14 protein-coding genes are annotated in these 14,584 nt (G+C 60.8%); 5 read left to right on the forward strand and 9 right to left on the reverse strand.

Annotated features, from left to right (window positions below):
• Positions 1-371: 371 nt before the first annotated feature.
• On the reverse strand, positions 372-1,226 hold the full coding sequence (locus tag ACTD9P_RS19620) for a LysR family transcriptional regulator (protein ID WP_438868997.1): 855 nt from the start codon (positions 1,224-1,226) through the stop codon (positions 372-374).
• A gap of 88 nt (positions 1,227-1,314) precedes the next feature.
• Between ACTD9P_RS19620 and ACTD9P_RS19625 the strand changes: the two genes are divergently transcribed.
• The gene (locus ACTD9P_RS19625) at positions 1,315-1,755 is read left to right on the forward strand and encodes a multidrug/biocide efflux PACE transporter (protein ID WP_438868998.1); all 441 of its coding nucleotides are present in this window, start codon (positions 1,315-1,317) and stop codon (positions 1,753-1,755) included.
• Here the strand turns inward: ACTD9P_RS19625 and ACTD9P_RS19630 are convergent.
• Together ACTD9P_RS19630 and ACTD9P_RS19635 are read right to left on the reverse strand one after the other, a co-directional pair.
• On the reverse strand, positions 1,742-2,647 hold the full coding sequence (locus tag ACTD9P_RS19630; RefSeq protein WP_438868999.1) for a LysR family transcriptional regulator: 906 nt from the start codon (positions 2,645-2,647) through the stop codon (positions 1,742-1,744). The genes ACTD9P_RS19625 and ACTD9P_RS19630 overlap by 14 nt on opposite strands.
• A gap of 50 nt (positions 2,648-2,697) precedes the next feature.
• Positions 2,698-3,456, reverse strand: a complete 759-nt coding sequence (locus ACTD9P_RS19635; protein WP_219266983.1) for an SDR family NAD(P)-dependent oxidoreductase — start codon at positions 3,454-3,456, stop codon at positions 2,698-2,700.
• A gap of 106 nt (positions 3,457-3,562) precedes the next feature.
• Here ACTD9P_RS19635 and ACTD9P_RS19640 point away from each other — a divergent pair, with 106 nt between their 5' ends.
• Positions 3,563-4,459: a LysR family transcriptional regulator gene (locus ACTD9P_RS19640; protein ID WP_438869000.1), complete on the forward strand. Its 897-nt coding sequence runs from the start codon at positions 3,563-3,565 to the stop codon at positions 4,457-4,459.
• On the opposite strand, the gene ACTD9P_RS19645 is transcribed toward ACTD9P_RS19640, so the two are convergent.
• Positions 4,456-5,373: a LysR family transcriptional regulator gene (locus ACTD9P_RS19645; RefSeq protein ID WP_138814152.1), complete on the reverse strand. Its 918-nt coding sequence runs from the start codon at positions 5,371-5,373 to the stop codon at positions 4,456-4,458. The genes ACTD9P_RS19640 and ACTD9P_RS19645 overlap by 4 nt on opposite strands.
• Positions 5,374-5,727: 354 nt before the next feature.
• Between ACTD9P_RS19645 and ACTD9P_RS19650 the strand changes: the two genes are divergently transcribed.
• From ACTD9P_RS19650 to ACTD9P_RS19660, 3 genes are all read left to right on the forward strand, one after another.
• A complete protein-coding gene (locus ACTD9P_RS19650; protein ID WP_438869001.1) occupies positions 5,728-6,486 on the forward strand; it encodes a 5-oxoprolinase subunit PxpA in 759 nt (252 codons plus the stop codon).
• A gap of 70 nt (positions 6,487-6,556) precedes the next feature.
• Positions 6,557-7,435, forward strand: a complete 879-nt coding sequence (locus tag ACTD9P_RS19655; protein WP_200434532.1) for a 5-oxoprolinase subunit B family protein — start codon at positions 6,557-6,559, stop codon at positions 7,433-7,435.
• Positions 7,432-8,406 carry a 5-oxoprolinase subunit C family protein gene (locus tag ACTD9P_RS19660; RefSeq protein ID WP_438869002.1) on the forward strand — a complete coding sequence of 325 codons (975 nt, stop codon included), beginning with the start codon at positions 7,432-7,434 and terminating at the stop codon, positions 8,404-8,406. The genes ACTD9P_RS19655 and ACTD9P_RS19660 overlap by 4 nt, the downstream gene beginning before the upstream one ends.
• Positions 8,407-8,558: 152 nt before the next feature.
• Here the strand turns inward: ACTD9P_RS19660 and ACTD9P_RS19665 are convergent, their stop codons facing one another.
• The 5 genes from ACTD9P_RS19665 to ACTD9P_RS19685 form a co-directional block, all read right to left on the reverse strand.
• Positions 8,559-10,175, reverse strand: a complete 1,617-nt coding sequence (locus ACTD9P_RS19665; RefSeq protein WP_438869003.1) for an inorganic phosphate transporter — start codon at positions 10,173-10,175, stop codon at positions 8,559-8,561.
• Positions 10,176-10,409: 234 nt separating this feature from the next.
• Positions 10,410-11,432, reverse strand: coding sequence for a transporter (locus ACTD9P_RS19670; protein ID WP_438869004.1), 1,023 nt, complete (start codon positions 11,430-11,432; stop codon positions 10,410-10,412).
• A 100-nt stretch (positions 11,433-11,532) separates the two neighbouring features.
• Positions 11,533-12,705: a GAF domain-containing sensor histidine kinase gene (locus ACTD9P_RS19675; RefSeq protein WP_438869005.1), complete on the reverse strand. Its 1,173-nt coding sequence runs from the start codon at positions 12,703-12,705 to the stop codon at positions 11,533-11,535.
• A gap of 186 nt (positions 12,706-12,891) precedes the next feature.
• On the reverse strand, positions 12,892-13,197 hold the full coding sequence (locus ACTD9P_RS19680; protein ID WP_438869006.1) for a PepSY domain-containing protein: 306 nt from the start codon (positions 13,195-13,197) through the stop codon (positions 12,892-12,894).
• Between the two features lie 96 nt (positions 13,198-13,293).
• A complete protein-coding gene (locus tag ACTD9P_RS19685) occupies positions 13,294-14,421 on the reverse strand; it encodes a glycerophosphodiester phosphodiesterase (protein WP_438869007.1) in 1,128 nt (375 codons plus the stop codon).
• Positions 14,422-14,584 lie beyond the last annotated feature (163 nt).

Below are 14,584 nucleotides of genomic sequence, written 5' to 3' on the forward strand. Positions count from 1 at the left end.
GGGGTAAACCGGCAGGGATGCCGGTTTAGCCGCGCTGGGCCAAGGATGGCCCATCGCGGCGACCCCCCAAATCACTGGCGGATTGCGGGCATGCCGAGCCATAGCGAGGCACCGAGTGTTGGGGCGAAGACTTTTTGGTTACTTTTGTGTCTTTACAAAAGTGACCCGCTGTAAGAGCGGAACCCTACTCAGCCGTTACCGCAGCAACGGATATGCCCCCAACCGCCCAGCCCCAAGACCGCCTCAACGTTAACGTTGTGTAGATACCCATGCTGCGATGGCGGTGGGTCAGTCTAGAATCTGGCGACTGATACACCGCCATCGCAGGCAAGCCAGCTCCCACAGTTTTGATCTTCATTGTTTGGAGGTCATCACTCCAGCATCTTGCCCAGTAACCAACTCCCCGCCGGACCCGGTGGGTGGTGCCTTGACCAGAGCGCATCCACCGCCACCGAGCGCGGCCAGCTGCGGGCCTTGAGTTCGACCAAGTGGTCGCCGCCAAAACGCTCCACCAACCAGCGCGGAATCGGTGCCCAGCCAAACCCCAACTGTGCCATCTCCATCAGCATCAAGTAACTGGGTGCCGACCATACACGCCCGCTCGGGCGGGTTTCAGTCGGGTTGATGATGCTGGCCAGGCGCAGTTCACGGTGTTGCTGCAAGGTCTGTGCAGGGATGTTCTTCAGCTTGGCCAACGGGTGCGTGGGCGCCGCGAACAGGGCAATTTCGGTACGTTCTTCGACCGGCGCACCGGTCAGGTCGGGCGGGTAAGTGTCTTGTTTTTCGATAAACGCAATCTGCGCCCGGCCGCTTTGCACCAGGGCGATCAGGTCTTCGCATTCGGCGATCAGGCATTCCAGCTCAAGGTCCGGGTGGCGCTGTTCAAAGGCCTTGAGGGCGATTTCAAAACGGTCGGACTGGTAAGTATCGGACATGGCGATGGTCAGCTTGGGTTCCAGACCCTGTGACAGCTGACTGGCCGCCAACTCCAGACGGCTGCTGGCCTCAAGCACCTGCTCGGCGCGCTGCAACAATACATGCCCGGCGGGCGTGAGCGTCGGCTTGCGGCTACTGCGATCAAACAGCAGCACATCCAGGTCAATCTCCAGGCTCGCCACGGCCGCGCTGACGGTGGACTGGCTTTTACCCAGCTTGCGCGCCGCCGCCGAAAACGAGCCTTGGGTAGCCGCCTGCACAAACGCCTGCAGCACTTCATTGGAGGCCATGACTATCGCCTTTATCGATGGTTATTAGTTATGAAGTATCGAGTCAAAGGGTAATCATGGCAACCATCGTCACTCAAGGAGCCGGGTCATGAACCCTACCAAGTCGATTACTGAACGTGTTTGCCAGGCCATTGGTTTTGAAGGGCTGGCCTTATTGATCTGTACACCCTTGCTGGTGTGGATCACCGGCAGGCCGGCCCTGGAAATGGGCGCGGTGACTCTGGGCATCAGCCTGTTGGCGCTGAGCTGGAACGTCATCTTCAACAGCCTGTTCGACCGCCTCAAGGCCCGCCTGCAATGGACCGACGGCGGCTGGCCCCGCGTCGTGCATGCGCTGTTGTTCGAAGGCGGCCTGATCATTCTGGCGGTGCCGTTGATTGCCGCGTTGATGAAGATCAGCCTGCTGGAAGCCTTCATCCTCGACATCGGTGTGCTGTTGTTCTTCCTGCCGTACACCTACGTGTACCACTGGGGTTATGACGTGCTGCGGGAAAAATTCGTACAGCCCCGTGTGCCTAGCCAAGCTTGAGCGAGGCGACAAACGCCAGAAATGCCCGCACCTTGGCTGCGGGCAAGTGCCGCGACGGGTAATAGGCGTACAACGGGAAACGCTCGTCCGGCCAGTCGGGGAACAATTCCACCAGGCTGCCGGCCTTGATCGCCGACTCCAGGCCGAGGTCGAGCATCTGCGCCACGGCATGCCCATGTTCACACACGCTGTATAAGGTGCTGGCGTCGTTAACCACCAAGCGGCCGCTGGTGCGCACAGTCATTTGCTCGCCGGGGCGGTGGAATTCCCAAGCAAACGGGCGACCGGTTTGCGAGTCGCGAAAATCCAGGCACATATGCCCGGTTTCCAGGTCTTGCGGGATCGTGGGGCGGCCGTATTGCTCAAGGTAGGCAGGGGAGGCCACGGTGAGCACGCGCACTTCCATCAGTTTGCGTGCGATCAGCGAGGAGGATTGCGGGATGCCGAAGCGAATGGCCAAGTCAAAGCCATCGGCCACCAGGTCGCCGAGTTGGTCGCGGGTGTGCAGGTCCAGTTGCAGTTGCGGGTATTGGCGCATGAAGTTGCCCAGCACCGGGCCGAGTACCAATCGAGAAAAATACGGGTCGATGTTGACCCGCAAACGCCCACGCACGGTGAGGGCGCTGTCGGCTGCCGAATCGGCGGCCTCCTCCAGCCCGGCCAACAGCGGGGCGATTTGCTGGTAGAAACGTCGCCCCTCGTCGGTCAATTGCACCGAGCGGGTGGTGCGGTCGAACAAGCGAATACCGAGGCGTTTTTCCAGGCGGGAAATCGCCCGGCTGACCCCCGAAGGCGTCATCTCCAGACTGTTGGCGGCGCGGGCAAAGCTGCCGCTGTCGACCACGGCGGCCAATACGCCCATGCCACCGGCCAAGCCTGGATCAAAACTCATCGGTGATTGCCCGTCAGTGATCTGAAGGCATTGATGCTAGCGCAGAATGCTTACAGAAACATGCCGCCCGAGGCTTCGATGCGCTGCCCGGTGATCCAGTTGCTGCCATCGGCCAGCAGAATCGAAATCGCGCCGCCAATATCGTCCGGCAAGCCGGCACGGCCCAGGGCAGTGTTGTCGGCGACCATCGCATTCAGCTGTGGGTTATCGCGCACTGCGCCGCCGCTGAAATCGGTGGCAATCGCACCGGGTGCCAGGGTGTTGACGGTGATGCCACGCGGACCGAGTTCTTTGGCCTGATAACGCGACAGCACTTCCACCGCGCCTTTCATCGACGCATAGGCGGCGTAGCCCGGCAGGCTGAAGCGCGCCAGGCCGCTGGAGATGTTGATGATGCGCCCGCCATCGCTGATCAGCGGCAGCAGTTTCTGGGTGAGGAAAAACGGCGCCTTGAAGTGAATGGCCACCAGCTTGTCGAACTGCTCTTCGGTGGTGTCGGCAAAGCTTGCGTGAGCGCCGATGCCCGCGTTGTTGATCAGAAAGTTGAAATGTTGCTGGGCGAAAACGTCCTTGAGCACCGTAGCGATTTGCCCGACGAAAGCATCGAAGCTGCCGCTCTGGCTGACATCCAGTTGCAGCATGGCGGCGCGGCCGCCCAGCGCTTCAACCTGCGCCACCACAGCTTGGGCCTCAGTTGCGGCGCTGTGGTAGGTGCCGATGATATCCACGCCTTGTGCGGCAAGGTGCAAAGCGGCGCTTTTGCCAAGGCCACGGCTAGCACCGGTGATAAGTGCGATTTTACGAGTCATGGGGTAGTCCTCATTGGGTGATCAGTGGGACTGAGTGTATTTGTCCGCCCATAACGTGATAAACAGGCTGATATCGGAATCACTGGCCGGATAAGGCGAACAATCCATGAACAAACTGGAGCTGCTGCGCACCTTCGTGCGTGTTACCGAACTGTCGAGTTTTACCCAGGCCGGCGAGAGCCTGGGCCTGCCGCGCTCCACCGTGTCCGAGCATGTGCAAGCGCTGGAAACATTACTGGGCGCGCGCCTTTTGCAGCGCACCACGCGCACTGTGCAAGCCACCCAGGACGGCCGCGTGCTGTATGAGCGCAGCAAGGATTTGCTCGCGCACATGGAAGAACTCGAAGGCTTGTTTCGCCAGGATGAAGCGCAATTGGCCGGGCGCATTCGGGTGGATATGCCCAACGCCATGGCGCGCGGCCTGGTGATGCCGCAGTTGCCGTCGTTCATGGCGCGCCACCCGTTGGTGGAGATGGAAATCAGCAGTTCGGATCGCCAGGTCGACGTGATTGCTGAAGGCTTTGATTGCGTGGTGCGCGTGGGCGCGCAACCCGATCAAAGCGTGGTTGCGCGCAAGGTGTGCAGCATGCCGATGGTCAACTGTGTAAGCCCCGCGTACCTGCAACGTTATGGCGTGCCCGAAACCATTGCCGACCTCGCGCAGCACCAACTGGTGCATTACGTGCGCCCGCTCGGTGCGCGCTCGGCCGGGTTTGAATACGTGCAAGGCAACAAGGTGCAGCGCGTGGCCATGGCCGGGCGCGTGACCGTCAGCAGCACCGATGCCTACCAGGCGGCGTGTCTCGGTGGTTTGGGGATTGTCCAGGTGCCGCTGCTCGGCATTCGCGATTTATTGGCCAGTGGCGAGTTGGTTTCGGTGTTGGCGGACTACCTCGCACCGCCCCTGGATGTCTCGATGCTCTACGCCGGCCAGCGGCATTTGCCGCTCCGAGTACGGGTGTTCATGGAGTGGCTGGCCGCGACCTTGCAGGCCCATATTTAACGCCGCGCCGACAACTGCTGCGGCGCCAGGAAGGCGTCGTGGAAGTAATCACGAAACGCCTGCATCGCCGGGGTAAATGCACGCTCGCGGTGCCAGGCCAGGCCGACGCTCATGGGTGTGACCGGGTCGGTGACGGTCAGGGTTTCGATGCGTTTGCCTTCCAGTGACCACGGCCGGTGCACCAGGTCTGACAGGATCGCCACGCCGCTGCCATTGGCGACCATGCTGCGCACCGCCTCCACCGAACTGGTGCGCAGCCGCACGTTGGGCGTTTGCCCGGCCTGTTCCCAGTAGCGCATGGCACTGTGCTCGGCTTCGTCGACGGTCAGCAGGATATAAGGCTCTTGCGCTACATCCGCCAGGCTCACGGCACCGCGTTCGCACAACGGGTGATGGCTGGGCAGCCATAGGCGGCGTTCCGAATTGAACAGGATTTCCGAGATGATATCCGGGTGAGTCAGGTTGGCGGTGAGCACCACGGCCATATCAAATTGGCCGTCAAGCAGGCCGTGTTCGATGGCCTGGCGCTCCTGCTCAAAGACGTCGATGGTCACGTCCGGGTGCCAGTGTTGCATGCGTTGCAGGTGGTGGGGCAGGAAATAACCCAACACCGTGTAGCTGGCCGCTACGCGCAATACGCCGCTGGCGCGGTAGTCGGGCAGTGGGCTGTTGAGGGCGTCGTCCACGCTGCGCACGATCACATAGGCGCGGTTAAGAAAGTGCCGCCCGGCGTCAGTGAGGTTCATGCCCTGGGCCGAGCGCACGAACAACTGCACGCCGAGCATCGCTTCCAGCTCCTTGATGGCCGTGGTCACCGCCGACTGGGAGATGTTCAGGTGAATGGCCGCCTGGGAAATCTGGCCGATTTCGGCAGTGGCGACGAAGTAGCGGACTTGGCGCAAGGTCAGGGACATGGCTTTCTCCGATCGTTCCCACGCTCTGCGTGGTAACGCTTCTTGTGACGCTCTGCGTCACGCTTTGGGACGCGGAGCGTCCTGGGCTGCATTCCCACGCGGAGCGTGGGAACGATCTTTGGGGAACGATCTTTGGGTCTCCGATCGTTCCCACGCTCTGCGTGGTAACGCCTGTTGTGACGCTCTGCGTCACGCTTTGGGACGCGGAGCGTCCTGGGCTGCATTCCCACGCGGAGCATGGGAACGATCTTTGGGTATCTGTTTTTCAGAAGATGGGCCATCTGATAATAGATCTTCCCAAGGGGTCAAGCCCCGGCCTACTTTCAGCCATCACCTTTTGGCGGAGCAACCTCGATGCAGGCAGTGGATTTCAATTCGGACATGGGCGAAGGCTTCGGCCCCTGGACCATCGGCGATGGCGTCGACTTTGACCTGATGGCTTATATCAGTTCAGCCAATATCGCCACCGGCTTCCACGCCGGCGACCCCGGCACCATGCGCCGCACGGTCGAACGCGCCAAGCAACTGGGCGTGGGCATTGGCGCGCATCCGGGCTTTCGTGACCTGGTGGGGTTCGGCCGTCGGCACATCAACGCCCCGGCCCAGGAACTGGTGGACGACATCCTCTACCAACTCGGTGCGCTGCGCGAAATCGCGCGTGCCCAAGGGCTGGTCTTGCAACACATCAAGCCCCACGGCGCGCTCTATATGCACCTGGCCTGCGACGAAGAAGCGGCGCGGCTGCTGGTGCAAAACCTGCAAATCATCGAGCCGACGCTGTTGCTGTATTGCATGCCCAACTCGGTGATCTGGCGCGTGGCCAAGGAGCTGGGGCAACCGGTGGTGCGCGAGTTTTACGCCGACCGTGAGTACGACTTGAGCGGCTCCATCGTGTTTACTCGCAATGTGCGCGCCTTGGACCCTGCAACCGTTGCGGCGCGTGTGCTGCGTGCGTGTCAGACCGGCCGGGTGCGAACTGTAGAAGGCGAAGACCTGTTGATCGAATTCGATTCCATCTGCCTGCACAGCGACACGCCTGGCGCGCTGGAGCTGGTGGAAGCCACCCGCGAAGCCTTGGACCAGGCTGGGATTGAAGTCAGATCACCTCAATAAGCACCCCAATAAAAATATCGCAACAGCACTTTTTGCCTGCCTTTCTACAATGATTCCAAGAGGAACAGACATGGCTGAAACCACCCCCATCCGCTACAGCTTCGGCGGTGATGAACATCTGTTTGCCGAGGTCAGCGATAGCATGTCCCTGGAGGCCTTTTTCAAAGGCATGGCCGTGACCCGCGCCGTAGAGCGCCTGGCATTGGAGGGCGTGCTGGATGTGTGCCTGGCCAATGCATCGTTCCAGATTCGCTTCGACCCCGACCGTATTGCGCCCCATGTGCTGCTCGACGCCGTGCAAAGCGCCGAAGCCCAGGCCGTGGCCGAACGCACCTTGCACACGCGCATCATCGAAATCCCGGTGCTTTACAACGACCCCTGGACCCATGAAACCCTGATGCGCTTTCGCGACCGTCACCAAGACCCCAGCGGCACGGACCTGGAATACGCCGCACGCATCAACGGCCTGGCCGACGTGGACGCGTTTATCGCCGCCCACAGTGGCGCGCCGTGGTTTGTGTCGATGGTCGGCTTTGTCGCGGGCCTGCCGTTCATGTTCCAGATGGTCGAGCGCGAGCGGCAATTGCAGGTGCCCAAGTACCTGCGCCCGCGCACCGACACGCCAAAGCTGACCCTCGGCCATGGCGGCTGTTTCGGTTGCATTTACTCGGTACGCGGCGCGGGGGGTTACCAGATGTTTGGCGTAACCCCGGCGCCGATCTATGACCCGGCGCAACAATTGGCGTACCTCAAGGAACACATGGTGTTCTTCCGCCCCGGTGACATCGTGCAGTTCAAACCGATGGATCGTGACGCCTACGACCTGGCGGTGGCCGAAGTGGAGGCGGGGCGTTTCGACCTGCGTATCCGCCCGGTGGAATTTTCCCTGGATGCGTTTCTCGCCGACCCCATCGGCTATCCGAAAACCTTGCAGGAGGCGCTGGCATGATCAAGGTGCTTAAACCCGGCCTCGCTACCTCTGTGCAGGACCTTGGCCGTGAAGGTTATTACCACTTGGGTATTCCGCCTTCGGGCGCGCTGGATCAGTACGCGTTGAGTGCGGCCAACCATTTGGTCGGCAACCCAGCCGGTGCGGCGGGTCTGGAATGCACGCTGATCGGCCCTGAACTGGAGTTTCGCCAGGACGCATTGGTGGCGCTCAGTGGTGCGCTGATGTCGCCGCGCCTGGACGGTGAAGTGGTGCATCAGGACACCGCTTTCCAGGTGCGTGCCGGGCAGGTGCTGCGCTTTGAATTTCCCAAGGCCGGTGCGCGCACGTACCTGGCGGTGGCCGGTGGCATTGATGTGCCGTTGGTGCTTGGCAGCCGCTCGACTTACACGCTGGGTGCGCTTGGTGGGTTTGAAGGGCGGCGCTTGCAGGAAGGCGATGAATTGCCGATCGGCGAGGCCAGCGGAACAGGCCGTGCGGGCAATAGCTTACCGATGGCCTTGCGCCGTTCGGTGGGTGGCGATGTGACCTTGCGCGTGGTGCCAGGGCTGTATTACGAGCGCCTGACGGATGCGGCAAAAAGCAGCTTTTTCGCCGAGCCGTGGACAGTGGGCTCCGAGGCGGATCGCATCGGCTATCGCTTCAAGGGCGGCAGTGCCTTGAGTTTTCAACCGCGCGAACAACCCTTTGGTGCGGGCTCGGATCCGTCGAATATCGTCGACAGTTGCTACCCGATCGGTTCGATCCAGGTGCCGGCGGGGTTGGAGCCGATTGTGCTGCACCGCGATGCGGTGTCGGGTGGCGGCTACGCGATGATCGGCACGGTGATCAGTGCGGACCTGGACTTGATCGGGCAGATGCAGCCCAACCAGCGGGCGGGGTTTGTGGCGGTGACATTGGAGGAGGCATTGGAGGCGCGGCGGATCTACAAAAAACGTTTGAAGGCCATGGCTGGACTCTTCAGCCACTGAAGTCAATCACTGAAGAAACACCGAACCAACGGTGGGAGCGGCGGTGCGACGATTCGACTTGCTCGCGAATGCGGTGGGTCAGTCAAATCATCTGCGACTGAAACACCGCATTCGCGAGCAAGCCCGCTCCCACAGTTTTAGGCTGTGTTGGGTCAGAACAGTTTGGTGAACAGCCAGTACAGGCTGCCCGACAGCAAAATCGCCGCCGGCAAGGTCAGCACCCAGGCCATCAGCAGGTTGCGGATGGTCTTCATCTGCAAGCCACCGCCATTGGCCACCATCGTGCCCGCCACACCCGACGACAACACATGGGTGGTCGACACCGGTAACCCGAACATATCCGCCGCACCGATGGTCAGCATCGCCACCGTCTCTGCCGAAGCCCCTTGGGCGTAAGTCAGGTGCGTCTTGCCGATTTTCTCGCCCACCGTGACCACGATGCGCTTCCAGCCGACCATGGTGCCCAGCCCGAGCGCGATGGCCACGGCGATCTTCACCCACAGCGGGATAAAGCGTGTGGACGCGTCGATCTGGTCTTTGAACAGTTTGAGCTTGCCTTGGGTGTCGGCGTCGAAGTTGCCGACCTTGCCCTTGTCCATCAGGCGGATGGTTTCACTGGTCAGGTACATGTCGTTGCGCACGTTGCCGACGGCTTCAGCGGGGACTTTGGCCAGGGAGCCGTAGCCTTTTACTTCGTCACCAATCTGGCCGGCGAGGGCGGCGAGGGCCGGTACCAGGTCCGGGGTGGCTTCCTTGGTGCGTACATAGGTCGAGAGAATCGGCCTTGGGTCGCCCGGTAAGACTTGCGGTGCGCTTTTCACCAGTGCCACTTGGGTCACTTCAGCCACCGCAGCAAACTGCAAGGACTGCTCGGCAGGCATGGTGCGGTTCAGCGCGTAGGCCATCGGCAGCGTACCCACCAGGATCAGCATGATCAGGCCCATGCCTTTTTGCCCATCGTTGGAGCCGTGGGCGAACGACACACCCGTGCAGGTGGCGATCAATGCACCGCGAATCCACCATGGCGGCGGGGTGTCGCCCTTGGGGGCCTTGTACAGCGAGCGGTTTTTGACAAAGGCGCGCAGGGCCAGCAACAGCAGGGCGGCAAACGCAAAGCCGATCAGCGGCGACAGCAGCAGGGCATAACCGATCTTGGTGGCCTGGCCCCAATCCACACCGCTGGTACCATCCCGTCCGTGCATCAGGGCATTGGCGACGCCGACGCCGATGATCGAGCCGATCAGGGTGTGCGACGACGAGGCGGGCAAGCCCAGCCACCAGGTGCCGAGGTTCCACAGGATCGCCGCGATCAGCAGTGCAAAGATCATGGCGAAGCCAGCCGAGGAACCGACCTGCAAAATCAGCTCAACCGGCAGCAAGGCAATGATGCCGAACGCCACCGCGCCGCTGGAGAGCAGCACGCCGAGGAAGTTAAAAAAACCCGACCATACCACCGCAAAATGCGGCGGCAGCGAGTTGGTATAAATCACCGTCGCCACGGCGTTGGCGGTGTCGTGGAAGCCGTTGACGAATTCAAAGCCCAGGGCGATCAACAGCGCCACACCCAACAGCAGGAACGGCGTCCAGGTGGTGACCACCGTGCCCAGTTCGTGCATGTCGTGCATCAGGCTGTAGGCGGTGAACAACAGGCCCATGGCGAGCACGGCGAAGAAAATGATCACGGTAAGCAGGCCGGGCTTTTTATCCAGCCGGGGTTTGGGGTCTGCGTGTGACGCGGTGTTGGAAGCGGTCAGGGAAGGGGTGGCCATGCCGGAGCATCCAGTGTGGGGGAGGATGTTCCTGATGATCATTGCAGAATGTTACAGAGATGCTGCGATAGGTCAGTGTTTAAGGAATTGAGTTTGCCGCTGGTCCAATAAACACCGCAAAACCAATGTGGGAGCGGGCTTGCTCGCGAATGCGGTGTGTCAGTCAGCTTATTTTTAACTGACACACCGCATTCGCGAGCAAGCCCGCTCCCACATTTTGACTGTATTTCAGGGTTAGTAATCTTTGCGTTTACGGAACGCCCAGCGCCCGGCTATCAAGGTGAACGTCGCCACCAGCGCCACCAGGATCCAGAACCCTTCCGGGTCGGTGGAAAGCGGCACGCCGCCCACGTTCATGCCAAAAAAACCGGCGATGATATTGATCGGCAGCGCCAGCACCGTCACCACCGTGAGGGTAAACAGCGTGCGGTTGCTTTGTTCGTTGAGGTTGGCGGCGATCTCTTCCTGCAACAGCTTGATGCGCTCGCCCAGGGCCGTGAGGTCGTTGATGATCAGCGCAAACTCCTCAGTGGATTTGCGCAATTCCTTCACGTCCTCTTTTTGCAGCCACTGCGGCGGGCGGTTGAGCAGGCGCAGCAGCGAGCCCGGCTCCAGTGCCAGCAGGCGTTGCAGGCGCACCAGCACCCGGCGCGCAGCACCGAGTTCGGCGCGGTTGGTGGACAGGCGCGAGGACAGTAACTGGTCTTCGATATGGTCGACGCTGATGCTGGTTTTACGCACGATCTGCGTGAGCACTTCACCTTGGTCACGCAGCAAATGCACCAGCAGCTCCAGCGGCGAGCGAAAGCGTTCACCGGCCTTCACTGACGAGCGCAATTTATCCACCGAGTGCAACGGTTGCAGGCGTGCGCTCACCAGCAAACGGCTGCGGGCGCAGACCCACAGCGTGGAAATATCCGACGACACCATGCTGCTGAAGTTGAACACCACGTCGTTGACCACCGCCAGCAAGGCCGAGTCGACGTGTTCGATACGCGTGGAGCGCGAGCCTTCGTGCAGGGCTTCGAAAAACTCGTCGGGCAATGCCAGGTTGGCCTGCATCCAGCGCTCGCAGGCGGCGTGGGCCAGGTTCAGGTGCAGCCACAGGAACTCTTGCGGGTCTTGCGGTGCTTTTAACGCGGCCAGCGCGGTCGCTGAATCAATCTGCTCGCCCTTTTCACCGGGCCGAAAACGAAAACCGTAAAGCAAGCCAAACAGATCGGGATCCTGGTGGCTGTGGTCGATGCTGTGGTTCATGGCGGCTCGCAGAGAAAGCGCCTGTAGGACGTTTCACAGGTTCGCGTGGGCGAATCATTGCAAGGCGGGATGACGATTTTGTGACAATTTGAAAACTCGCTCAGCGTATTTTCAAGCTGAAGGTGAACTGGGTGCCGGTTTGCTCGCAAGAGCACACCTCAAGCTGCCCGCCGTGGGCATCGGCAATCTGTTTGACGATATATAACCCCAGGCCCAGGCCGGCTTGTGGTGTGTCTTTAAGCGGTCGCGCGTAGGGCTCAAACAGCCGGGGCAGGGCGAGTGCGTCGATCTGCCCGGGGTTTTTGACGGCCAAGGTGAAGTGGTCATGTTCGATCTGCGCCGTGACGTGCACCGGGCCGTCATGGCTGCCGTGATGAATGGCGTTGGCCACCAGGTTGGAGAGCAATTGCGCCAGTCGATCGCGGTCGCCATACACGCCACGCAGGTCGCCGATATCGGCCTGGATCAGCCGCTGCGGGTGAACACTTTGCACTTCGGACACCACGTGCTGCAAAGCGGCTTGCAGGTCCTGGCAGTCTTTGAGGTGCAACGGGATGCCACTGCCCATGCGGCCACGGGCGAAGTCCAGCACATCCTCGACCAGTTGCGCAGCGCGCCGGCCACTGCTGAGGATATGGCGTATAAGCGTGTCGGTCGCAGGATCGGGATGTTTGCGCAGCAAGCGCTCGGCGCCGAAGTTGATGGCGAACAGCGGGTTGCGCAGGTCATGCCCCAGCACGGCGATAAATTGCTCGCGCAACTCGGCGGTGCTGCGTTCTTCCTGCAGTTGCGCCTCGGTCTGCTGCAAGGCTTCCTCGGCTTCAATCTGCAACGACAGTACGCGGGCGAACGACTCCATGGTCGATTGGATGGTGCTGCTGCGCAGAGGGGCCGGGTTGGGGTCCAGCGCGCAAATGGTGCCGAAGAAACGCCCGTCGGTGCGAAATACCGGCACGGAGATGTAACTCTCAAAGTGGTAGATGCGCGGGGTGTGGTGGTCGTGGTAAAGCGGGTCTTCGCTGGCTTTGTCGATCACCACCGACACGTGGGAGCCACGAATTTCATGGCAAATGGTGGTGGTCAGGTCGAGTTCGCCGCCAACGGCCAGGCCGAACTCCAGTTGGTCGAGCACGGCGCAGGCGGTCCAGGTGTCGTCGGTCACCCGGGCGACGGCGGCAAAGCGCAGGCCGGTCATGTCACTGATGACTTGGAGCATCGCAGGTACCGCACTGATGCGGCCAATGGTGGCGATGTCGGCGGCTTTTTGCCCCATGCAGCGATCTCGATACGAAAGGTGGTGAGCGTTCGGCTCAGGTTGATGAAGGGGATTCTAGCGACCTTGCGCTTTGTAGGTGTAATTTCATTAATTATTTGGATGCCTTTTCTGCGTTGGGTGGACGAGCAGGCATAAAAAAACCGCGCCACCCTGAGGTGGCGCGGATTTTTTTGCATCAAGTAATCAAGTGTCCTGCTTGTCTTCCAGTACGGCGCCGGTCTTGGCGTCGAGCTTCACTTCAAAGCGTTTGCCGGCGGTGTCGGTCAGGTCAACTTCGTAGACCAATACACCATTTTTGTGGTCCAGCTCGGTGTCGGTGATGCTGGCACCGGCGTGTTTGGCCACGGCGGCGGCGTTGAGTTTTTCGAACGGCATCACGGCGCCGGAATTGAGCAAACCTTCAATGTGGTCCGGCCGAACATCCGCCTGGGCCAAGCCGGCGGTCAGGGTCAGGGCGGTGGCGGCGAACAGGGCGGTCAGGGTTTTCATGGTGTGTGTCCTTCTTCGGTGAGCTGTTTAAGTGGCGCCAGATTAACCAGCGCAACTTAATTCATCCTTAATGGCGCAATGACACCCACCAATTACTCAGTAGCCGTTGTCCTTGAGCAGGTCCTGCACGCTCGACGAAGGCCAGCGCTTGTAGAACTTCAGCAGTTCGGCGGCGCGGTTGGTGAAGATGCCGTCAACGCCGGCCGTCATGACTTTTTCGAAGTCCACTGGCTCATCGACGGTGTAGACGTGCACCAGCAGGCCTTTGTCGTGGGTCAGCTTGTTCATTTCAGGCTTCACCAGGTCGGTGTAGCTCTGGTCGCCATGGTTGGTCAGCTCGGCCGAAGGGCCGGTGCCGATGGCGCCGAGGCTCTTGGCTTCGTCCACCCATTTTTCGAACTCGGCGGCGTCTTTTGGCTCTTGCTTGGCGTAGTAGGCGGCCTTGGTGGTTTCGCCGGACTCAGCGAAGGTTTGTGCCGATTTAGGCTCGATGCTGCCTGGGCCAACCCACAACAGCAGGATTTTCGGGGTGTTGGGCATTTCTTTTTGCAGCTCTTTCAAGCTGTCTTTTTCAAACGTCTGCAGCACCACGCGGCCTCTGCCCTGGCCTACGCCGGTGTTGCTCTTGCCCAGCTTGGAGCCGGCAGAGCTCAACCAGCCTTTATCCAGCAGCTTGTTTTTTAGGTCGGCTTCGATGCCCGGGAACTGCTTGGGCTCCTTGGTCTCGATGTACAGGCCGGGTTTGTGCTGCGGGTTGCCTTCGGCGATCTTGATGATCTCGTCCAGGCTCTGGATTTTCAGGCCAACAAACGCCGGGCGGGCGCGGTCCGGGTAAGCGGCGTTGAACCAGCTGCCGGCGTCCAGGGTGCGCAATTCAGCCCAGGTGAACTCGTTTGCCGGGGCGTCTTTGCGCTCGGGGAACTTGGTGGCCACGTCGGTGGTGCGTTGCAGGTTGTTGTCGTGCAGGGCGAACAGCACGCCGTCTTTACTGCGCTGCAGGTCCATTTCCAGGTAATCGGCGCCCAGGTCACGGGCGAGCTTGTAGGATGCGGCAGTGGATTCGGGGGCGTCGTAGGACGCGCCACGGTGAGCAATGACAGCCGGGTACGGAATGCCTTCGTTTGTCGCCAATTCAGCCGGGCTGATCGGGTCGGCAGCCTGTGCCTGACCAAGGCCGAGCATCAGAGCGAGCAGCAGGGCGCTCTTGGTAAACGTGACAGGCATATGCGAAGTCCTTTCGTGGAGGTAACTTTGAGAAGGCGTCCTTTTTAACAATTGATTGCGAAAGGCGCTATCACCAAACCGACATTAAGCTACTCACGAGGCATTTTTGTGGGTTTTTTTGTGCTGCGTTGCAGTATTCTTGGCCGAAGCTGCCCCGTTAGAG

Source organism: Pseudomonas onubensis (assembly GCF_965653655.1).
Classification (GTDB): Bacteria; Pseudomonadota; Gammaproteobacteria; order Pseudomonadales; family Pseudomonadaceae; genus Aquipseudomonas.